Annotated in this window: 16 protein-coding genes; 6 read left to right on the forward strand and 10 right to left on the reverse strand. The window is 71.9% G+C overall.

From position 1 onward, the window contains the following. Positions 1-10: 10 nt before the first annotated feature. The 6 genes from ACF089_RS18685 to ACF089_RS18710 form a co-directional block, all read right to left on the reverse strand. Positions 11-553, reverse strand: a complete 543-nt coding sequence (locus ACF089_RS18685) for a bacterial proteasome activator family protein (protein WP_392027658.1) — start codon at positions 551-553, stop codon at positions 11-13. Between the two features lie 117 nt (positions 554-670). Then, on the reverse strand, positions 671-3,550 hold the full coding sequence (locus ACF089_RS18690) for an FtsX-like permease family protein (protein ID WP_392027660.1): 2,880 nt from the start codon (positions 3,548-3,550) through the stop codon (positions 671-673). Continuing rightward, positions 3,547-4,317, reverse strand: a complete 771-nt coding sequence (locus ACF089_RS18695) for an ABC transporter ATP-binding protein (protein WP_392027663.1) — start codon at positions 4,315-4,317, stop codon at positions 3,547-3,549. Before ACF089_RS18695 ends, ACF089_RS18690 begins: the two co-directional genes overlap by 4 nt. A gap of 508 nt (positions 4,318-4,825) precedes the next feature. Continuing rightward, complete coding sequence (locus tag ACF089_RS18700; protein WP_392027666.1) at positions 4,826-5,473, reverse strand: PadR family transcriptional regulator; 648 nt, start codon at positions 5,471-5,473, stop codon at positions 4,826-4,828. Positions 5,474-5,615: 142 nt separating this feature from the next. Further along, entirely contained in the window at positions 5,616-5,936 is a 321-nt protein-coding gene (locus tag ACF089_RS18705) for a hypothetical protein (RefSeq protein WP_392027669.1), read from the reverse strand. A 677-nt stretch (positions 5,937-6,613) separates the two neighbouring features. Beyond that, positions 6,614-8,347, reverse strand: coding sequence for a protein kinase (locus tag ACF089_RS18710; protein ID WP_392027672.1), 1,734 nt, complete (start codon positions 8,345-8,347; stop codon positions 6,614-6,616). 331 nt (positions 8,348-8,678) lie between these two features. Between ACF089_RS18710 and ACF089_RS18715 the strand changes: the two genes are divergently transcribed. After that, complete coding sequence (locus ACF089_RS18715; RefSeq protein WP_392027675.1) at positions 8,679-10,295, forward strand: protein kinase; 1,617 nt, start codon at positions 8,679-8,681, stop codon at positions 10,293-10,295. A gap of 144 nt (positions 10,296-10,439) precedes the next feature. On the opposite strand, the gene ACF089_RS18720 is transcribed toward ACF089_RS18715, so the two are convergent. From ACF089_RS18720 to ACF089_RS18730, 3 genes are all read right to left on the reverse strand, one after another. Beyond that, a complete protein-coding gene (locus ACF089_RS18720) occupies positions 10,440-11,450 on the reverse strand; it encodes a phosphotransferase (RefSeq protein WP_392027679.1) in 1,011 nt (336 codons plus the stop codon). Between the two features lie 15 nt (positions 11,451-11,465). Beyond that, on the reverse strand, positions 11,466-12,068 hold the full coding sequence (locus tag ACF089_RS18725) for a pyridoxamine 5'-phosphate oxidase family protein (protein WP_392027682.1): 603 nt from the start codon (positions 12,066-12,068) through the stop codon (positions 11,466-11,468). A 254-nt stretch (positions 12,069-12,322) separates the two neighbouring features. Then, positions 12,323-12,988 (reverse strand): response regulator, encoded by a 666-nt coding sequence (locus tag ACF089_RS18730; RefSeq protein ID WP_392027684.1) that lies wholly within the window; start codon positions 12,986-12,988, stop codon positions 12,323-12,325. A gap of 364 nt (positions 12,989-13,352) precedes the next feature. Between ACF089_RS18730 and pdhA the strand changes: the two genes are divergently transcribed. From pdhA to ACF089_RS18745, 3 genes are read left to right on the forward strand one after another with little or no spacing between them, the layout of a single operon-like run. Continuing rightward, complete coding sequence (gene pdhA, locus ACF089_RS18735; RefSeq protein WP_392027687.1) at positions 13,353-14,501, forward strand: pyruvate dehydrogenase (acetyl-transferring) E1 component subunit alpha; 1,149 nt, start codon at positions 13,353-13,355, stop codon at positions 14,499-14,501. A gap of 2 nt (positions 14,502-14,503) precedes the next feature. Then, positions 14,504-15,484: an alpha-ketoacid dehydrogenase subunit beta gene (locus tag ACF089_RS18740; protein WP_392027690.1), complete on the forward strand. Its 981-nt coding sequence runs from the start codon at positions 14,504-14,506 to the stop codon at positions 15,482-15,484. Between the two features lie 28 nt (positions 15,485-15,512). Then, positions 15,513-16,973: a dihydrolipoamide acetyltransferase family protein gene (locus tag ACF089_RS18745; RefSeq protein ID WP_392028161.1), complete on the forward strand. Its 1,461-nt coding sequence runs from the start codon at positions 15,513-15,515 to the stop codon at positions 16,971-16,973. A gap of 125 nt (positions 16,974-17,098) precedes the next feature. Here ACF089_RS18745 and ACF089_RS18750 read toward each other — a convergent pair whose 3' ends face one another. Continuing rightward, entirely contained in the window at positions 17,099-18,040 is a 942-nt protein-coding gene (locus ACF089_RS18750; RefSeq protein WP_392028163.1) for a D-alanyl-D-alanine carboxypeptidase family protein, read from the reverse strand. A 315-nt stretch (positions 18,041-18,355) separates the two neighbouring features. On the opposite strand from ACF089_RS18750, the gene ACF089_RS18755 reads away from it, so the two are divergent. Together ACF089_RS18755 and ACF089_RS18760 are read left to right on the forward strand one after the other, a co-directional pair. Next, a complete protein-coding gene (locus ACF089_RS18755; protein WP_392027693.1) occupies positions 18,356-18,997 on the forward strand; it encodes a GntR family transcriptional regulator in 642 nt (213 codons plus the stop codon). Further along, positions 18,994-20,292, forward strand: coding sequence for a nitrate/nitrite transporter (locus tag ACF089_RS18760; RefSeq protein WP_392027696.1), 1,299 nt, complete (start codon positions 18,994-18,996; stop codon positions 20,290-20,292). Before ACF089_RS18755 ends, ACF089_RS18760 begins: the two co-directional genes overlap by 4 nt. Positions 20,293-20,327: the final 35 nt, after the last annotated feature.

Below are 20,327 nucleotides of genomic sequence, written 5' to 3' on the forward strand. Positions count from 1 at the left end.
ACGAGGGGATCTACAGATACGGGCCCGAACGGAGCGCCCCGTGCTGCGGGTGGTCCTCGTCCTCGTGCCCGCTGCCCGGGGGCAGCGCCCGGCGCATCTGCTCCAGCTGCGCGCGCGCCGCCATCTGCTGGGCGAACAGCGCCGTCTGAATACCGTGGAAGAGGCCCTCCAGCCACCCCACCAGCTGCGCCTGGGCGATCCGCAGCTCCGCCTCCGAGGGCACCGCCTCATCGGTGAAGGGCAGCGAGAGCCGCTCCAGCTCCTCCACCAGCTCCGGCGCGAGACCGTCCTCCAGCTCCTTGACCGAGCTGGCGTGGATCTCCTTCAGCCGGACCCGGCTCGCCTCGTCGAGAGGAGCCGCCCTGACCTCCTCCAGCAGCTGCTTGATCATGCTGCCGATGCGCATGACCTTCGCCGGCTGCTCGACCATCTCCGTCACCGGGATCTCGCGCGGCTCACTGTCACCGTCACCGCCGCCGAGCGCCATTCCGTCCTGACCCACGACCAATACGTGGGGGCTCTCCTGCGACCGTTCATTCCTCGGCATCTCCATGCGGCCATTCTCTCGCACATGCGCCTCGCGCAGAGGGGTGCCCCCGTACGAGGATGATCACCCTCGTACGGGGGCACAAAGGCCGTGCTGTGCCGTAAAGGCCCGACAGCGCCGGATTCAAGCGGCCTCGCGACGGGCCAGCGCGCCGCGGGAGCGCGTCACCAGCGCCGCCAGCAGCGCCGCGCCGATCGGTACCGCGATCAGCAGCGCCACCAGGGTCGGCCAGGGCATGACGATGGGGATGAACGGCGCGTCCGCGGCCGTGGAGTAGCCCTCGTCGAGGGACTCCTGGAACACCCTCATCGCCTCCCGCCGGTCCGCGAGCCGCAGCCCGATCGCCGGCAGCACACCCGCCACCGTGCCCAGCACCACACCCATCGTGGCCACCACGCCGCACTGGAATCCGCTGAGCGTCCTGCGCACCCTCGGCGGGGCGCCGACCGCGGCCAGCGTCTTCAGATCGGCCTCGGCGTCGGCCTGGGAGAGGCCCGTGGCGATGCCCGCGGCGCCGATGGTGATCAGTCCGGCGAAGATGGCCAGGGAGAGCAGGACGATGTCGTTCTCGCTGGTGTAGCCCTTCTCGATCTGCACCCCGGCCTCGGAGGAGGTCTTGGCCAGCTCGCCCTCCATCCGCTGCTGCTCCGGGCCGCTGGGCAGCCGGTCCATGGAGAAGTACGCGCCGTAGGGGACCGTGTCCACGCCGGCGGCCTTCGCCGCGGCGGCCGACATCATCAGCTTCAGACCCCAGGACTGCTTCTCGCCCGTCACCCGGTGCGCGGGGAACGACTTGATCTCGCCCGGGGCCTGCTTGTTCTCGGCCATGGCCTTGTCGGCCGCCTCGATGTCGGTGATCAGCCGGATGCCGACCTCGCCGTCGGCGTCGACATGGTGCCGGCTGAACGCCAGGACCTTGCCGTCCGCGAGCGCCTTCTCGGCCGCCGGGTTCTCGATGCCGAGGACCTTCAGCAGCTTCTCGTCGCCGACCGTCACATCGAGACCGGTGCCGTAGGTGTCGGTGCCCTTGCAGCGCCAGTCCTGGGCGAGCTTCCGCTTCTGCTCCTTGGTGTACTTCTCGGCCGGGTCCTCGTCGGGGCGCGACGGGTCCTGGGCCCACAGCGGACACTCGTTCGCCTTGGGCAGGACCACCTCGTAGCGGCCGCACTTCGAGCCGCTCCCGCTGTCATAGCCGTCGTACGAGGCGCAGTTGGCGTTGCCGACCGACAGCCGGTCCAGATCGGCCCGCACATCCACCGGGAGCATCTTCTGCACCGCGTCCCGCAGCGCCGGGACATCGCGGGCGCCGCCCGACTCGTCCATGGAGAGCGCGACCGTGCCGTGCGGCATCTGGGCCGTGTACCGGGCCTTCTGCTCGGCCTCGGCGCTCGCGGTGTACGTCGCCACCGCGACCGTGCCCGCGACGGCGGCCAGCACCGCGGCCACCGCGGGGGCCGTACGGCCCCGGTTGCGCACCGCGTCCCGCAGCGCCAGCCGGGGCGAGAGCGGCAGCACGCCGCCGATCCTGCCGAAGAGTCCGACCAGGGCCGGGGTGAGCGCCACGATGCCCAGCTCGGCCAGCGCGCTGCCGCCGCCCACCAGCAGGATCTCGTCGGAGGCCAGCGCGCCGTAGAGCGCGATCGACGCGCCCAGGACCACGGCGACCAGACCGATCACCGGGAGCACCCGATTGCTCTTGCGGACCCCGCGACGGCCGGTCAGCGAGGCCAGCACGGGCTGGCGGGAGGAGGTGACGGCGGGCACGAGGGCGGCCGTCACGCCGGTGGCCACGGCGAGCAGGGCGATGCCGAGAAGCTCCAGCGGCCGGACGTCGAAGTGGCCGAAGCGGGAGCCCACGTACTCCTCGAGCATCGGCCGCAGGGCCAGGGTGAGCAGCAGACCGAGGGCGGTGCCGATCACGGCCGCCGCGGCGCCGATCACCAGACCGCCGGAGAGGACGATGGCGCGGATGTGCCTGCGGTCGCCGCCGTTGGCGCCGACCAGGCCGAGCTGGCGGCGGGAGCGCCGGGCCCCGACGGCGAAGGCCGGTCCGGCCAGCAGACAGATCTCCAGCAGGGCCAGGACCACGACGACGCCGATCACGGCGATCGCCGCGGTCTCCATGCTCTCGCCCCTGCCGCCGCCGCGCTCCCAGCTCTGCTCCTGGTAGAGCGGTACGGCGGAGTCCTGGGGCGGGTCCAGGATCACGGCGCGGGACTCGACCCGGACGCCCTTGGCGTTGGTCTCCTTGACCATGTTCCACGTGAAACCGCCCGAGAACTTCACCAGATGGGCGGACTCGTTCCCGGACGCGGGGATGCCGCTCTTCTCCAGAGCCGCGCCGAGCGGGGCGAGCACGGCCCCGGGAAGCGCGTTGACCTGGTCGGTCTTGAGCGCCTGGGGCAGCTCGTACGAGCCCACGATGGTGTAACGGCGTTCCAGGTGGCGGACGGTGAGCTCGGAGCCCACCTTCAGACCGCTGTTCTTCAGGAAGTAGTCGGTCGCCGCGACCTCGCCGCTGTCCTTCGGGAAGCGGCCGCCGGTCAGCGACATGATGCCGTCGACCAAGGGGTCGGACGCCTTCAACTCCCGGACCTCGGCGTTCAGCAGACCGTGCTGGGTGTGCAGCTTGGCCCGGCCGACCGTGTCGGTCAGGGTCTTGGCGCCCGCGGGGAGCACCTTGGTGACATCGGTCGTGCCCTCGGGGTAGGGCTTGTCGTCGTAGTCGCCCACGGCGCTGTACATCTGGCCGTCGGGGCTCTGCATGATCGGCACGCCCCCGGTGTTGGCGTCGATCATCCGGGCGTCCGCCCGGCCCATGTCCCGTTCGAGTTGCTGCTCGGCGGAGAGCTGGTGGCTGCGGAACGTCAGATCGGCGGCGCTCACACCGACGATGGGGAGCGCGATCATCGCCAGGACGAGGAGGCTGCGTCCCTTGGAGCGCCATGCGTCACGGCGGGCGATCCGGATCGCCGCCCGCCAGGAGTGGTGCCAGGTCTTCACAGTTCCGCCGCCCGGCCGGTGAGGAGGGAGTCGGCCTGGCTGCGTACGGTCTGGTCGACCACGGCGCCGTCGCGGAGGAAGACCACGCGGTCCGCCCAGGCGGCGAAGCGCGACTCATGGGTGACGAGGACGCCGGCCGCTCCCGCGTCGCAGCGGGAGCGCAGCAGGGCGAGCACGGATTCGCCGGTCTCGGAGTCCAGCGCGCCGGTCGGCTCGTCGGCGAGGACCAGCCGGCGGTCGCCCACCAGCGCGCGGGCGATGGCGACGCGCTGCTGCTGGCCGCCCGACATCTCGTCGGGGAAGCGGTCGGCGAGATGGCCGAGGCTCATCTCCTCCAGGGCGGCGAGGGATTCGACCCGGGCCTTGCGGGCGGAGACCCCGTCGAGTTCGCGCGGCAGGGAGACGTTCTCGGCGGCGGTGAGCGCCGGTATGAGGTTGTAGTCCTGGAAGACATAGCCGATGCTGCGGCGGCGCATCGCGGCGAGCGTCTTGCGGTCGGCGCTGGTGATGTCGGTGTTCTCGACGAACACCTGGCCCGAGGTGGGGGTGTCGAGGCCGCCGGCGATGGTGAGCAGGGTGGATTTGCCGGAGCCGGACGGGCCCATGACGGCGACGAGTTCGCCCGGGAAGACATCCAGATTGATGCCTCGCAGGGCGTGGACCTCCGTGGCCCCGCTGCCGTGGACACGGGCCAGCTGCTGGAGTCGCAGCACGGGCTGCTGTGATTTCTGAGACTGAAGTGGCTGCTGTGCCACGGATGCGGACATGGGAGGGTCCCCCTCGGGCTGATGGACTGAGCGGTGAGCGGTGTGCTGTGAGCGATGCGCGGTGGGGCTTCCGCCAGGAGTGCGGAGCGCGGAGCCCGGTGTACGGGAGTCCCGGTGTACGGGACGGGGGTGCGGCGGTCGTGTTCGGCGGTCCGGACCCCGCGTCCGCGAGACGCCGGAACCGCGGGACGCCGGAGCGGGCCGCGAGTCCTGGGCCGTGCGTCCCGGCCGTGCGTCTCGGCCGTGAGCCCCGGGCCGTGCGTCTTGGTCTGTGAGCCCCGGGGCCGGCCGGGAGAGGACCGGTCAGCGGCTCCGGTCGGGAGCCCCGGTCAGAACGGGCCCCGGACGGAGGCCCGGTCGACGGCGCCGCCGCCGGCCCCGGCCCCGAGCGGTGGGGCCGGGGCCTCCCCCGCCCGGTTCACGCGCCCGGGGAGAGCGCGCCGGGCCGGGGCGGCCGTCCGGGGCGGGCGGCGGTGGACCGCGCCCCGCCCCGGCGTCCTCCGGGGAGTCATCGGCCGGCCTGCCGCGCCGGACTGCTCCGGCTGCCCTCCTCCGGCTCCGGGTGACCCGGCGGCGACGGCGGCGGCCGGGTCGAGGACTCCTCCGGCCGGTGGAGCGCGGAGAGCCGCAGGAGCCGTACCTCGCAGTGGTCGAGCCAGCGCGCCTCGGCCTCGGTCTGGAAGATCAGCTGTTCCAGTACGAGCAGCCAGGCCACGTTGTCCCGCCGCGAGTCCCCGCTCTCGATCGAGGCCAGCGCCTGGACCTTGAGCCGGGTGTAGTCCTGCATCGCCTTCACGGTGTGGTGGCGCTGCGACTGGATGACGGCACGGATGTCCACGCCCGCGGTCCCGACCGCCATGGCGAGCTTGATGGCCAGCTCGTCGCGCGGCGGGCTGTTGCGGTCCACGGGGGACTCGAACCAGCTGAGCAGCTCGGCGCGGCCCGGATCGGTGATCGCGTACAGCGCGTGCCCCGCCTCGTCCTCCCCGCTCTGCGCGACCATGCCGTCGCGCTCCAGCCGGTTGAGGGTGGTGTAGACCTGGCCGACGTTGAGGGGCCAGGTGGCCCCCGTGCGCGATTCGAAGTCGGTACGGAGCTGTGAGCCGTAACGAGGGCCTTGCTCCAGGAGGGCGAGAAGCCCGTGACGGATGGACATACCGAGTATGTATACCGGGTATGCCCGTCCGGGCCAACCGCCGGGAGTCGGATCGCCCGGATCCGTCTCAAGGGGGACCCGGGGCTTCGGGAGGGGGACGGAGGCCGTCGGGGAAGCGGCCGGGGGGCGGTGCGGCGGCGGGTCAGCGGCGGCGCAGCCGGATCCCCAGGAAGCCGATTCCGAGGCCCATGAGCGCCATGCCGACGCCGAGCGAGAGCGGTGAGACCTGATGCGCGACCGGGCCGGGAACCGGCCGGGCGGGCTGCTGACGGGCGGCTTCGGGGGGCGGCGGGCTGAGATCGGGATCCGGCGGCGCCTCCTCCTCCGCGAGGCCGTCCGAGCCGGGCTCCTCCTCCCCGGCGGGAGGCTCGGGATCCTGCCGCCCCGTGCCGGAGTCGTTCCACCGCCCGTCGTCCGAGGCCGGTACGGAGGCGGCGCCGGTGGCCGTCACGGTGGCCGTCACGGTCGCGGAACCGGGACGAGACTGTGACGCGGAGGCCGTCGGCGAAGGGGTGGCGGCGGCCGGCGCGGAGTCGGCGGGCGCCGAGCCGTCCGCCGGACGGCCGGGGGACTCGCGGTCCGGGGAGCGCCCGGGGCGCGGCCTCCCCTCACCGGCCGGCCGGCCGGCGTAGGAGCCGGAGGCGGTGGGTCCGGGTTCCGGGACCGGGGGCGCGGTCTCCTGGGCGGCGGCGGGCGGGGCCAGCAGCAGAAGCGGTACGACCGCCAACGCGCAGCGGGTGCGCCGACTTGGAGCCACCGGGTGACCCCCTCCCGTACCGAACGTGCTGAACGTACTGAACCTGCCGAACGTGATGAAACGTATTGAGCGCGCTGAAGCGCACAGAAAACGCTGAAGCGCACAGAACGCACCGAAGCGCGCCTGCCGTGCCGAAAGCACCGAAGGCGGTATACGGGAGAAGCGCGGAAAAACAGAAACAGAACCCGAAACCGCCCCGTCCCGGCGACGGACCCAGCGTCACACGACCGATGCCATCCGGCATCTCGGGAGAGGCACGGGCGGGAGGGCCACGGGCGGAAGGCGCGCGGGCGAGAGGCCCGCGGGTGGCAGGCCCGCGGGCGGCGGGCCCGCGTACGAGAAGGACACGGGCGACGGGACCAGCGCGGGCGCGGCGGAGCCGCTCAGCCGGCCTTGCCCGTGGAGATCTGCAGCTCGAACTCCTGGTTCGAGGGAGCCACGGCCGCCCCCTGGGTGGGGAACTGGCTGATCACGCTGTCCTTGGGCCACTGCGGGTTGTCCACCTCGCGCACTGTCCAGGTCCAGCCCGCCGCCCGCAGACAGTCCTTCACCGAGAGCACGTCCTTGTGCAGCAGCGCGGGGGCCTGGACCTTCGCCGGGTCCGTACCGTCCTCCGTCGCCTCGGTGCACTTGGAGGACTCGATCGTCCGGGTGCGGTCCGGGGCCAGCGCAGGCGCCTCGCCCTCGCTCCCCCGAGTGCTTTCGCTTCCGCTTCCGGCTTCTGCATCGGCGGACTGGCTCGCCGAGCCGCCGCCGGTCGGCTCCTCGCCGCTCAGTCCACGCATGCCCTTGGCCACCTGGTTCACCGCCGCGACAGCGATCGCCAGCGCCACGAGCCCCACGATCCAGTAGGCCAGCTTCCGGTTCCGCTTGCGGCCGGGTCCGGCGCTGGGAGTCCCTGGCGCCGGAGACATCGTGTACGAGGGCCGGCCGATCGGCCCGGTCGCCCCGTACGCCGGTCCCGGGTGCGGGGGCCCCTGGTGGTGCTGCGGCCCGGGGCCGCCGACCGGGGCCGGGCCCTGGGGGTATCCGTACTGCGGCCCGGGCGTCGGCGCACCGTACGGCCCCGTCTGCGGATACGGCGTACGCACCTGCTGCTGCGCGGGCGACGGCTGGTCCAGCGGCGGGAAGACCGCGGACGCCACCCCCGCGCCGCTCGCCGGCGGACCGCCCGAGATGATCACGGGAGCGGCCGTCTGCCCGGCGGAGGCGACCCGGGCGCACTCGTCCCGCATGGCCGCCGCGCTGGGGAAGCGTTCGTTCGGGTTCTTCCGCAGCGCCCGCGCCACCAGCGCGTCCATCGCCGGGCTGACCGAGCGGTTGATGGCGGAGGGAGCGACGGGCTCCTCCTGCACATGCGCGTACACGATCGCCAGCGGCGCGTCCGCGTCGAACGGCAGCCGCCCGGTGAGCAGCTGGAAGAGCATCACGCCGACCGAGTAGAGATCGGAGCGGGCGTCCACCGCCCGCCCCAGGGCCTGCTCGGGGGAGAGGTACTGCGGAGTGCCGACCACCATGCCGGTCTGGGTCATCGAGGTCACCCCCGACTGCATGGCCCGCGCGATGCCGAAGTCCATCACCTTGACGACCCCGCGCTTGGTCATCATCACATTGCCGGGCTTGATGTCCCGGTGGACCAGCCCCACTTCATGGCTGGTGTCCAGCGCGGCCAGCACATCGGCCGTCACCTTCAGCGCCTTGTCGGCGGGCATCGCGCCGTACTGCCGCACATCCGCGTGCAGCACCGAGCCGAGCGGCAGGCCCTCCACGTACTCCATGACGATGTACGGCATCGGAGCGCCGGAGTCCGGGCCGGAGGGGGAGCCGCCGGAGGCCGGGAAGGAGACGGTGTCCTCGCCGGTGTCGAAGACCGAGACGATATTGGGATGCGACAGTTTGGCAACGGCCTGCGCCTCGCGCCGGAACCGCTCGCGGAAGGACTGCTCGCGCCCCAGCTCGGTGTGGAGCGTCTTGATCGCGACCTGGCGGTCCAGCGCGGTGTCGTACGCCAGATGGACGGCGGCCATGCCGCCTTCGCCCAGCAGATCGCGCAGCTGATACCGGCCACCGGCCAGGGAACCGCCCGCATAGCGGCCCCGTGCGCCGTCCTGGCTCATACTGTGCTTCCCCCTCGGCGCGAAGACCGGTCTCACGGGCCGCCCCGGACGCCGATGGCCCGGAGTGATCCGTTGTCCCTGTTACCGGGCAAGTGTGCCCGAGGGGTACGGCACGTCAAGCCGGGCGCCCGATCCGTGACCCTGCGCACACGCGCCTGGGTGACCCTACGCACAGGTAGCGACTCGTCAGCGTCACAGGAGTGCCACGAAATGTGCGTGGCCGTGCTCACAGAGGCCTGACGGCCGGTCCATCTCACGCCGGCCTTGCCGTATGAAGGCTGTAGCGTGAGGCCACACGGCACCCGATACACAGATACGACGGCGAGGACTGATGGCACCCGAACCCGAGGCCGGCAGCGGCGGAGTGCCGGATGCGGCGGACTCCTGGGGCGTCGGCGCCGGCGGGCTGGTCGGTGACGGCCGGTACCGCCTGACCCACCGCCTCGGACGCGGCGGCATGGCCGAGGTCTTCGCGGCCGAGGACGTACGGCTCGGCCGCACCGTCGCGGTGAAGCTGCTCCGCGCGGACCTCGCCGAGGACCCGGTCTCCAAGGCCCGTTTCACCCGCGAGGCGCAGTCCGTCGCCGGGCTCAACCACCATGCGATCGTCGCGGTCTACGACTCCGGCGAGGACGTGGTGAACGGCCAGTCCGTGCCGTACATCGTCATGGAGCTGGTCGAGGGCCGCACCATCCGCGATCTGCTGATCAACGCGGACGCGCCGCCGCCCGAGCAGGCGCTGATCATCGTCTCCGGGGTGCTGGAGGCGCTGGCCTACTCCCACCAGCACGGCATCGTGCACCGGGACATCAAGCCGGCGAACGTGATCATCACCCACTCCGGCGCGGTCAAGGTGATGGACTTCGGCATCGCCCGCGCCCTGCACGGCGCTTCCACGACGATGACCCAGACCGGCATGGTCATGGGCACCCCGCAGTACCTCTCGCCCGAGCAGGCGCTCGGCAAGGCCGTCGACCACCGGTCCGATCTGTACGCGACCGGCTGTCTGCTCTACGAACTGCTCGCGCTGCGCCCGCCGTTCACCGGGGAGACCCCGCTGTCGGTGGTCTATCAGCATGTGCAGGACATCCCGCTGCCGCCCTCGCAGGCCTCCGACGTGGTGCCGCCGGAGCTGGACGGCCTGGTGATGCGCTCCCTCGCGAAGGACCCGGACGACCGGTTCCAGAGCGCCGAGGAGATGCGCGGGCTGGTGCAGTACGGGCTCCAGATGCTTCAGCAGCAGGGCAGCCACAACGGCAGCTGGGACACCGGATTCGTCCCGGGTCCCGACGGCTCCGCCACCACCGCGATGGGCATGGGGGGCGGCGCGACCGCCGTGCACCCGGTCCACGGGGACACCGCGCAGGGGCCGATACTGCCGCCGATGAACCCGGACGACGGGGGATACGACGGAGGCCGCCGGGGCGGCGGCAAGCGCGGCCGCCGGCCGGTGTGGCTGGTCGCGGCGCTCGCGGTGGTGGCCGTCGTGTCGGGCGTGGCCTACGCCCTGAGCGGCGGGGGGGAAAAGACGGAGGAGAAGCCCGAGGACAAGCCGAAGACCACGCAGTCCTCGGAATCGCCCAAGTCCTCGCCGTCGCCCTCGGCCTCCCGGACGCCGTCGCAGCCGCCGGTCGGCTCCAGCACGGGCACGGGCCAGAAGCCGTCGTGGAAGGCCACCTCGGGCACCAGGCCGGTGCCGCCGCCGCTGTCCCATTCGCCGTCGTTCGACGCGACGCCGTCCGCGCCGGCCACCCAGTCCAGCGAGCCGCCGGCGCAGCAGTCCAGCGCCCCGCCGACCCAGCCGACGGACGGCGCGGGCGACCCGGGCGGCAACGAGGGCGGCGACCCCGGCGGCAGCGAGGGCGCGGATCCGGGCGGCGCGGCCGAGGGCGCGGACCCGGGCGGCGCCGCCGACGGCGCGACGGGCGACGCGGCCGGCAGCCCCTGATCCCACCCCGCGTACCGCGCGGGACGGGATCAGGCGACGCACGAAAGCCCGGGGCCGAGGCACGGCACCCGGGCCGGGACCCAGGGCCCGGGTCACAGGCGCGTACAGCCACGGCACCCGGGCCGGGACCCAGGACCGGGGGCGTTACGCCGTGAACGCCTCCCGGACCGCGTCGTACTCCCGGGTCCACCACACCGCCAGGGCCGACACCGCCGCGAACTGCGGGTCGGCCCTCCGGTCGTGCAGCTGATAGCGCCAGCGCAGTATCCAGAAGTCGTTCAGCCGCTCCCACCACACCCGGTGCACGGCCGCCGCCAGCTCCGCCCGGTCGGCGCCGACCGCCCGGCGGTAGGCGCGCGCGTACGCCCGTACCTTCGTCAGCTCCAGCTCCCCGGCCGGCTGGACGAAGAAGATCGCCGCGGCCCGGACGGCCTCCTCCGCGCGGGGCTGCACGCCTAAGCGGTCCCAGTCGACGATGGCGGCGGGCTCCGCGCCCCGGTAGAGCAGATTCAGCGGGTGGAAGTCGCCGTGCACCCAGCCGCCGGCCGACGCCGGGGGCGGTCTGCGGTCGGCATGGCGTTCCAGCAGCTCACGGCGTTCCCGGAGCCGGTGTTCGGCGAGGGTGTCGAAGGGGTCGCGGGGACTCGCCGAGCGGGCCAGCGAGAGCAGATGGTCGATGAGCGCGAAGGTGTCACCGGGATCGGCGCTCTCGTACGCGAGGTCCGCGCGGGGCTCCGTCCGGTGCATCACCCGCTCCAGGCAGGTGTGCACCAGCCCGAGGAGGGAGCCGAGACGGCGGGACTGGAGCGTGGAGAGCTGGGCCCCGTCGCGGTGGCGGCCGTCGATCCAGGGGTGCAGGGCGTAGCAGCGGCCGCCGATCACGGCGACCGTGTCGCCGTGGGCGTCGGCGAGGGGCGGGGCGACCGGCACCCCGAGCGCCTGGAGGCGCAGGGTGGCCCGGTGCTGGTGGGCGATGGACTCGTGGTCGCCGTCGAGATGATGCTTGAGGAAGTACGCTCCGCGGGTGGTGGCGAGGCGGTAGCCGCGATTGAGGAGTCCTTCGGTGACCCGCTCGCAGGAGAGCGGCTCGCCCGGGTCCTCGTAGCGGTTCAGCAGGGCATCGACCGGCGGCGTGATGACAGATGAGCGCGGCACTCACCAAATGGTAGATCACGCAACGTGTCGGTTTGGCTGCTCTGCGAGATAGTCCAGGGTATGCACGGTGGCGAACTGGGGTTCGATACGCATATATACCGGTTCAAACCGTTCGCCGTCGGCCCGGAAGGGCTCGTCGCCGAAGAGCCGCAGATCGTCGGGGGTCGGCCGGACGATGTCGGCGGTGCCGGTGAACTGGACCGACCACATCGCCTTTCCGCCGGAGTTGAAGTTGTCCGCGCCGTAGGCGACCACCCCGCCGTTGCACGCGCGGTGATAGCCGAAGCCCCGGTGGATGCGGAGGACCACCCCGCCGTCGCGGACGATGTGCCGGGCGGGGGCGACGAAGGGCATGGCCCGCATGCTCGTCGCGAGCCGGCCGTACGAGACCCGGCCGAGCAGCTCCATGGCGTCGAGGGCGTCCCCGGCGGTCCGGGCTTCCGAGGCGTTCGCCCGGGCCTCCGGGGCGTTGCGCGAGGCGTCCTCCGGGGTCTTCTCCGGTGCGCCGAGCGGGGTCTCCGAGGCGGCCGGGCCGCCCGGGGCGTCCGCGCGCGGCTCCTCGGGGCCGGTGGCGGCGCCGGCGTCGCGGGCGGTGGCGCGGAGTTCCTCGGTGGGCATGGGGTCCACTCTGGGCGACCCGGCCCGTCCCGCGGAAGGGGCGGCGGCCCCTCGTCGCCGGGGACGTAAGTCCCTAGCCCCGGCCGCCGGGAGCGCCCCCGCGGCCCGTGTGCGCGCCCCCGGCGCGCTCGGGGGCGTCCGCGCCCGCGCTCACGCTCAGGCGATGCACGCGCCCCCGGCCCGCTCACGCGACGCCCGCGCCCCCTGGGCCGCCCACGTGACGCCCACGCCCCCCGGCGCGCCCGCGCCCGCCCTCAGTGGTGCTGTCGCTCCGCCTGCATCCGCGCCACGAACGCGGCCGCCTGGGACCGCCGTTCCATCCCCAGCTTCGACAGCAGGCTGGAGACGTAGTTCTTGATGGTCTTCTCCGCGAGGTGCAGCCGCTCGCCGATGACCCGGTTGGTCAGCCCCTCGCCGATCAGATTCAGGATCTTGCGCTCCTGCTCGGTGAGACCCGCCAGCTTGTCGTCGCCCTTCGGGGTATTGCCGTCGCGCAGCCGCTCCAGCACCCGCGCGGTCGCCACCGGATCGAGCAGCGACTTCCCGGCCGCGACCTCCCGTACCGCCGTCAGCAGCTCATTTCCGCGAATCGCCTTCAGGACATAACCGGACGCACCGGCCATGATCGCGTCGAACAGCGCCTCGTCGTCGGCGAACGAGGTCAGCATCAGGCATTTGATGCTCTCGTCCTGGGAACGGATCTCCCGGCAGACCTCCACTCCGCTGCCGTCCGGCAGCCGTACGTCCAGCACGGCGACATCGGGCCGGGTGGCGGGGATCCTGACCATGGCGTCCTCGGCCGTGCCCGCCTCGCCGACGACTTCGATGTCGTCCTCGACGGAGAGCAGCTCATGGACGCCGCGGCGGACGACTTCATGGTCATCCAGCAGGAATACGGTGATTTTTCCTTCTTCGCGCACGAATGCAGTCTCACACACCGGCTCTTCCCGTGCCCCGGGTGCCCGGGATAACGTGCCCGTGTCCTCGGCGGTCCGCAAGGCCGTGACCAGCGCTGTGACCAGTAAGTGTTCCCCTATTTCTCGATTTACTTGGAAATCCAAGCAAAATCGCAGGTCAATAGGGGTTTCGCAGTAATGCGTCGCACTGGGTAACGTGCTTTTTGACAGGGTCTCGTCGGGGGCGCCTGTCACGCCTGTTCCCGGTCCGGCCGCACACACCCCGTGCACGGGTACGAGAACGGGCGAGCCTCTCCCTGTCATCGACAGGGGCGACCCCAGGCTCCCGGCAATCCCGGGAGACCGGACAGACGGAGGAGCACGCATCGTGACCGTGGAGAGCACTGCCGCGCGCAAGCCGCGACGCAGCAGCAAGCGGGTGAGTGCCGCGAAGAAGCCGCAGAGTTCCGAGCCGCAGCTCGTGCAGCTGCTGACGCCCGAGGGCGAGCGCGTCCAGCACCCCGACTACCAGATCGAGCTGACCGCCGAAGAGCTGCGCGGACTGTACCGGGACATGGTCCTGACCCGCCGCTTCGACGCCGAGGCCACCGCTCTTCAGCGCCAGGGCGAGCTGGGCCTGTGGGCGTCGCTGCTCGGCCAGGAGGCCGCGCAGATCGGCTCCGGGCGGGCCCTGCACGAGGACGACTACGTCTTCCCGACCTACCGCGAGCACGGCGTCGCCTGGTGCCGCGGCGTCGACCCCACCAAGCTGCTCGGGATGTTCCGGGGCGTCAACCACGGCGGCTGGGACCCGGCGAGCAACAACTTCCACCTCTACACCATCGTCATCGGCTCCCAGACCCTCCACGCGACCGGCTACGCCATGGGCGTCGCCAAGGACGGCGCGGACTCCGCGGTCATCGCGTACTTCGGCGACGGCGCCTCCAGCCAGGGCGATGTGGCGGAGTCCTTCACCTTCTCCGCCGTCTACAACGCCCCCGTGGTGTTCTTCTGCCAGAACAACCAGTGGGCGATCAGCGAGCCCACCGAGCGCCAGACCCGGGTCCCGCTCTACCAGCGCGCCCAGGGCTACGGCTTCCCCGGCGTCCGCGTCGACGGCAACGACGTCCTGGCCTGTCTCGCCGTGACCCGGTGGGCGCTGGACCGGGCCCGCCGGGGCGAGGGGCCGACGCTGGTGGAGGCGTTCACCTACCGGATGGGCGCGCACACCACCTCCGACGACCCCACCAAGTACCGCCACGACGACGAGCGGGCCGCCTGGGAGGCCAAGGACCCGATCCTGCGGCTGGGCGCGCTGCTCCGCAAGGAGGGCCACGCCGACGAGGAGTGGTTCGCCGCGCTGGACGAGGAGAGCGACGTCCTCGCCAGGCGGGTGCGGGAGTCGGTGCGCGCGATGCCCGACCCGGAGCCGCTCGCGATCTTCGACAACATCTACGCCGACGGCCACGCCCTCGTCGACGAGGAGCGCGCGCAGTTCGCCGCGTACCAGGCGTCCTTCGCCGAGGGAGGCAACTGACCATGGCGGTATCCAAGCTTCCGCTCGCGAAGGCGCTCAACGAGTCCCTGCGCAAGGCCCTGGAGAACGACCCCAAGGTCCTGATCATGGGCGAGGACGTCGGCAAGCTCGGCGGGGTCTTCCGGGTCACCGACGGGCTCCAGAAGGACTTCGGCGAGGACCGGGTCATCGACACCCCGCTCGCCGAGTCCGGCATCGTCGGCACCGCGATCGGTCTCGCGCTGCGCGGCTACCGGCCGGTGGTGGAGATCCAGTTCGACGGATTCGTCTTCCCGGCGTACGACCAGATCGTCACCCAGCTCGCCAAGATGCACGCCCGGTCGCTCGGGAAGATCAAGCTGCCCGTCGTCATCCGGATCCCCTACGGCGGCGGAATCGGCGCGGTCGAGCACCACAGCGAATCGCCCGAGGCCCTCTTCGCGCATGTCGCGGGCCTGAAGGTGATCTCGCCGTCCAACTCCTCGGACGCGTACTGGATGCTCCAGCAGGCCATCCAGAGCGACGACCCGGTGATCTTCTTCGAGCCCAAGCGGCGCTACTGGGACAAGAGCGAGGTCGACACCGAGGCCATCCCCGGTCCGCTGCACGCCGCCCGGGTCGTCCGGGACGGCTCCGATCTCACCCTGGCCGCGTACGGGCCGATGGTGAAGGTCTGTCTGGAGGCGGCGGCCGCCGCGGCCGAGGAGGGCAAGTCGGTCGAGGTGCTGGATCTGCGCTCGATGTCCCCGATCGACTTCGACGCCGTGCAGGCGTCGGTGGAGCGGACGGGCCGGCTCGTCGTGGTCCACGAGGCGCCGGTGTTCTACGGCTCCGGCGCGGAGATCGCCGCCCGGATCACCGAGCGCTGCTTCTACCATCTGGAGGCTCCGGTGCTGAGGGTGGGCGGCTTCCACTCGCCCTATCCGCCGGCCCGTCTGGAGGAGGAGTACCTGCCGGGCCTGGACCGGGTGCTCGACGCCGTCGACCGCTCGCTCGCGTACTGAGGAGTCTGCTGTGATCCGCGAGTTCAAGATGCCCGACGTGGGCGAGGGACTGACCGAGGCCGAGATCCTCAAGTGGTACGTCCGGGCCGGCGACACGGTCACCGACGGACAGGTCGTCTGTGAGGTCGAGACCGCCAAGGCGGCGGTGGAACTGCCCATTCCGTACGACGGTGTGGTGCATGAGCTGGTCTACGCCGAGGGGACGACGGTCGACGTCGGCCAGGTGATCATCTCGGTGGCGGTGGGCGGGGACGACACCGCCGAGCCCGTCGCCGCCGCCCCCGGCGCGCCGGAGGCGGCCGCTCCCGGACAGGCCGAGGCGGCCGAGGAGACCGAGGAGGAGGCCCCGAAGGGCAGGCAGCCGGTCCTGGTCGGCTACGGGGTGGCCGAGAGCTCCACCAAGCGCCGGCCCCGCAAGACGCCGCCGCCCGCCGGGGACCGGGCGCGGTCCGCGTCGCCCGTACCGCCCGCCCAGCCGTCGCCGGCCGCTTCGGCCCCGACAGCTCCGGCCTCGGGCCTGCTGCCCGGCCAGGCCGCCGCGCCCCCGGTGAACGGTCACGGCGACCGCCCCGGGGGCCCCCGCCCGCTCGCCAAACCCCCGGTGCGCAAGCTCGCCAAGGACCTCGGCGTCGATCTGGCCGAGATCACCCCGACCGGCGCGGGCGGGATCATCACCCGCGACGACGTGCACGCGGCGGCAGCCCCCGCCGAGGAGCCCGTACCGGCCGAATCGGCCGTGTCGGGCGAGGCCGTCGCCCCGGAGCCCTCGGCGGCCGCGGACCCGGCCGCGCGGGAGACCCGGATCCCCGTGAAGGGGGTGCGGAAGGCCACGGCGGCGGCGATGGTCGGCAGCGCGTTCACCGCGCCGCACGTCACGGAGTTCATCACCCTCGACGTGACCCGCACGATGAAGCTCGTCGGCGAACTCAAGGACGATCCGGACCTGGCGGGCCTGCGGGTCAATCCGCTGCTGCTGATCGCGAAGGCGCTGCTGGTCGCGATCCGGCGGAACCCGGGGATCAACGCCTCCTGGGACGAGGAGCGGCAGGAGATCGTCCAGAAGCACTACGTCAATCTGGGCATCGCCGCGGCCACCCCGCGCGGGCTGATCGTGCCGAACGTCAAGGACGCGCACGACAAGACCCTGCCCGAACTCGCGGACGCGCTGGGCGAGCTGGTCGCCACCGCCCGGGAGGGCAGGACGTCCCCGGCGGACATGCGGGGCGGCACGGTGACCATCACCAATGTCGGCGTCTTCGGCATCGACACCGGCACCCCCATCCTCAACCCCGGCGAGGCCGCGATCCTCGCGGTCGGCGCGATCAAGCTCCGGCCGTGGGTCCACAAGGGGAAGGTGAAGCCGCGTCACGTCACCACCCTCGGACTCTCCTTCGACCACCGGCTGGTCGACGGCGAGCTGGGATCCCGGGTGCTCGCGGACACCGCGGCCGTGCTGGAGAACCCGAAGCGGCTGATCACCTGGGCCTGAGCGGCCCGCCGGCCCCGCGTACCGCGTCCCGCGCAACGGTCCCGGTACGGAGAACGGCCGGGGGTCCGTGACACGGCACAGTGTCACGGGCCCCGGGCCGCTCCGTGCGAGTGGCTCGCCGGGCCTCAGTCCTGCTGGGCGCCCGCCGGCAGGGTGCGGAGCTTCATGGTCTTGGAGCTCTTCGAACCGAAGCCGTAGTCCAGCATCTTGGCGGCGTCCTTGTAGCGGTCCTTGCCGTTGAGGACGACGCCGACATACGTCTTGGAGCCGCGGGTGGCCACGAAGACCAGGCAGGGCCCGGCCTTGCTGCCCGTACCGGTCTTCATGCCGACCGCGCCCTTGTACGACCCCAGCAGCTTGTTGGAGTTGTACCAGGTGTAAGTGCGCTTGCTGCCCTTGCTGGTGGGCGCGGTGGTCTTGTACGACTTCGCCTTCACCACATCGCGCAGGGTCTTGTTCTTGAAGCCGTGCCGCGCGAGCTTGGCGAGGTCGGACGGGGTGGTGTAGTTCTTCCCGCCCGGCGAGATGCCGTCGAACGAGTCGAACTTGGTGTTCTTCAGCTTCAGCGACGCGGCCTTCTTGTTCATCATGCCGATGAACGACTTGGTGCGCGCCGAGGAGGTGGAGCCCTTGCCGAAGGTGTCGGCCAGGGCGTACGCCGCGTCACAGCCCGAGGGCAGCAGCAGAGCGGAGAGCAGCTGACGGACGGTGACCTTGTCGCCCGTCTTCAGGTCGGCGGTGCTGCCCTTCTCCCGGGTGACGTAGTCGCGGTACGACTGCTTGATCGTCACCTTGCGGTTGAGATTGACGCCCTTGGTGTCCAGGACGGTGATCGCGGTGGCGATCTTGGTGGTGCTGGCCATCTCCCGGCGGGTGTTCTCGCTCTTGGCGAGGAGAGCCTTGCCGGTCTTCTGGTCCAGCAGATAGCCGCCCTTGGAGCTGATGGACGGCTTGGGCTTCGGCTTGGCCGCCGCCTGCGCCGGTGTGGCGAGCGGCGAGACGGTGAGCAGCAGACCGCCGGAGAGGACAAGGGTGGTGGCTCTGCGGACGCTCGTCTTACTGAGTATCAAGGGAAACGCTCCGAAATAGGCAGGTGCGTCGTCAAGGTCTGTGTCTGGGGTGCCTCAAGAGAGCAAAGCGCCCCCAGATGTGACGGACGAAGAGGCCAAAAGGATGTACGGAGTGGCGGACATCCTTTTTCGGAACATCTTGCTCCGTCAGCCCCGGACCCTGAGCGCATTCCGGACACGCGCCGAGGGCCCCCGGACACCGCCGGCGATCCCCGGACGCGCCCCGCCCGCGCGCCCGGAGCCGCCCCGCCCCCGTCCTGCATCGTGGACAGCCCCCTGTGGATGTATGTTGCTTGTATCTAAGCTGTGTGCATGCCTCTCGCCGCCCCCGCCGCCGAACGTGTCTACACCCATGTCAAGCAGGCGGTGCTCGACCGCCGTTACGAGGGCGGCACCCTGCTCACCGAGGGCGAACTCGCCGACGCGGTGGGCGTCTCCCGGACCCCCGTGCGCGAAGCGCTGCTCAAACTGGAGGTCGAGGGGCTGATCAAGCTCTACCCCAAGAAGGGCGCCCTGGTCATCGCCGTGTCCGCGCAGGAGATCGCCGATGTGGTGGAGACCCGGCTGCTGGTGGAGGAGCACGCGGCCCGCAAGGCGGTGCCCGCCTCCCCCCGGCTGCTCGCCCGTCTCGAAGACCTGCTCGAACAGCAGAAACGCCAGGGCGAGGCCGGTGACCTGGCCGCCGTGGCCGTCACCGACCGGCTCTTCCACGCGGAGATCGTGCGCAGCGGGGGCAATGAGATCCTCTCCCGCCTCTACGACCAGCTCCGCGACCGACAGCTGAGAATGGGGGTCGCCATCATGCACGCACACCCCGACCGGATCACCAAGAACGTCGTCGAGCACAGCGAGATCCTGGAGGCCCTGCGCGCCGGGGACCCGGAGCGGGCGGCGGCCCTCGTCCACCGCCACGTCGGCTGGTTCAGCTCACTGGCCCGCGGAGAGGTCCGGTGAGCGCCCCCGGCTGCATAGCGGACTCCCCGCCGGGCGGCAGGCGCGCCGTCGCGATCTGGTCCATCGGCGTCAGCGTCTACTTCGTCGCGATCATCTTCCGCACCTCGCTCGGGGTCGCCGGGCTCGACGCCGCCGACCGGTTCGGCGTCAACGCCTCCGCGCTCTCCACCTTCTCCATCCTGCAACTGCTGGTCTACGCGGGGATGCAGATACCGGTGGGTCTGCTGGTCGACCGGCTCGGCACCAAGAAGGTGCTGGTCATCGGCGCGGTGCTGTTCACCGCCGGACAGCTGGGCTTCGCGCTCGCCCCCTCGTACGGCACGGCCCTGGCCGCCCGGGCGCTGCTCGGCTGCGGCGACGCGATGACCTTCATCAGCGTGCTGCGGCTGGGCAGCCGCTGGTTCCCGGCCCGGCGCGGGCCGCTGATCGCGCAGATCGCCGCCCTCTTCGGGATGGCGGGCAATCTGGTGTCGACGATCCTGATCGCCCGGCTGCTGCACGGCATCGGCTGGACCGCGACCTTCGCGGGGAGCGCGGCGGCGGGCGCGGTGGTCGCGCTGCTGGTGGTCTTCTTCCTCAAGGACCAGCCGGGCGGGCACGAGTCCGCGCCGCCGCGGCAGCCGGGCGCCGGTTTCGTCCGCCGGCAGATCGCGCTCTCCTGGCGGGAGCCGGGCACCCGGCTCGGTATGTGGGTGCACTTCACGACCCAGTTCCCCGCGATGGTGTTCCTGCTGCTGTGGGGCATGCCGTTCCTGATCGAGGCCCAGGGCCTCGACCGCGGGAGCGCGGGCTCCCTGCTCACTCTGGTGGTGCTGGTGAGCATGGTGGTGGGGCTGGTGTACGGGCAGGTGATCGCCCGTCATCACGCCGCGCGGCTGCCGCTCGCGCTCGGCACGGTCGGGGCGACGGCGCTGGTGTGGGCGGCGACCCTGGCGTACCCGGCGGACCGGGCCCCGATGTGGCTGCTGATCACCCTGTGCGTGGTGCTCGGGGCGTGCGGGCCCGCGTCGATGATCGGCTTCGACTTCGCCCGTCCGGCCAATCCGCTCCAGCGGCAGGGCACGGCGTCGGGGATCGTCAATGTGGGCGGCTTCACCGCCTCGATGACCACGCTGCTGGCGATCGGCGTGCTGCTGGACGCGACCGGCGGGAACTATCGGATCGCGTTCTCCAGCGTGTTCGTCCTGGAGGCGCTCGGCGTCGCCCAGATCCTGCGGCTGAAGGGACGCGCGGTGCGTCTGGAGCGGGAGCGGCTGGTGGCGAGCAGGGTGGAGGCGGTGCACGTCCCGGCGTGATCGGGGACGGCACTGGCGGACGGCGCTCGGGGACG

The organism is Streptomyces sp. NPDC014894, from assembly GCF_043080985.1.
GTDB lineage: Bacteria > Actinomycetota > Actinomycetes > Streptomycetales > Streptomycetaceae > Streptomyces.

Coding starts and splice junctions, on each gene's coding strand:
- ACF089_RS18740 (WP_392027690.1), top strand. CDS start 14,504: ATGGCGGTATCCAAGCTTCCGCTCGCGAAGGCGCTCAACGAGTCCCTG.
- ACF089_RS18695 (WP_392027663.1), bottom strand. CDS start 4,317: ATGTCCGCATCCGTGGCACAGCAGCCACTTCAGTCTCAGAAATCACAG.
- ACF089_RS18700 (WP_392027666.1), bottom strand. CDS start 5,473: ATGTCCATCCGTCACGGGCTTCTCGCCCTCCTGGAGCAAGGCCCTCGT.
- ACF089_RS18685 (WP_392027658.1), bottom strand. CDS start 553: ATGGAGATGCCGAGGAATGAACGGTCGCAGGAGAGCCCCCACGTATTG.
- ACF089_RS18745 (WP_392028161.1), top strand. CDS start 15,513: ATGCCCGACGTGGGCGAGGGACTGACCGAGGCCGAGATCCTCAAGTGG.
- ACF089_RS18755 (WP_392027693.1), top strand. CDS start 18,356: ATGCCTCTCGCCGCCCCCGCCGCCGAACGTGTCTACACCCATGTCAAG.
- ACF089_RS18715 (WP_392027675.1), top strand. CDS start 8,679: ATGGCACCCGAACCCGAGGCCGGCAGCGGCGGAGTGCCGGATGCGGCG.
- ACF089_RS18725 (WP_392027682.1), bottom strand. CDS start 12,068: ATGCCCACCGAGGAACTCCGCGCCACCGCCCGCGACGCCGGCGCCGCC.
- ACF089_RS18710 (WP_392027672.1), bottom strand. CDS start 8,347: ATGAGCCAGGACGGCGCACGGGGCCGCTATGCGGGCGGTTCCCTGGCC.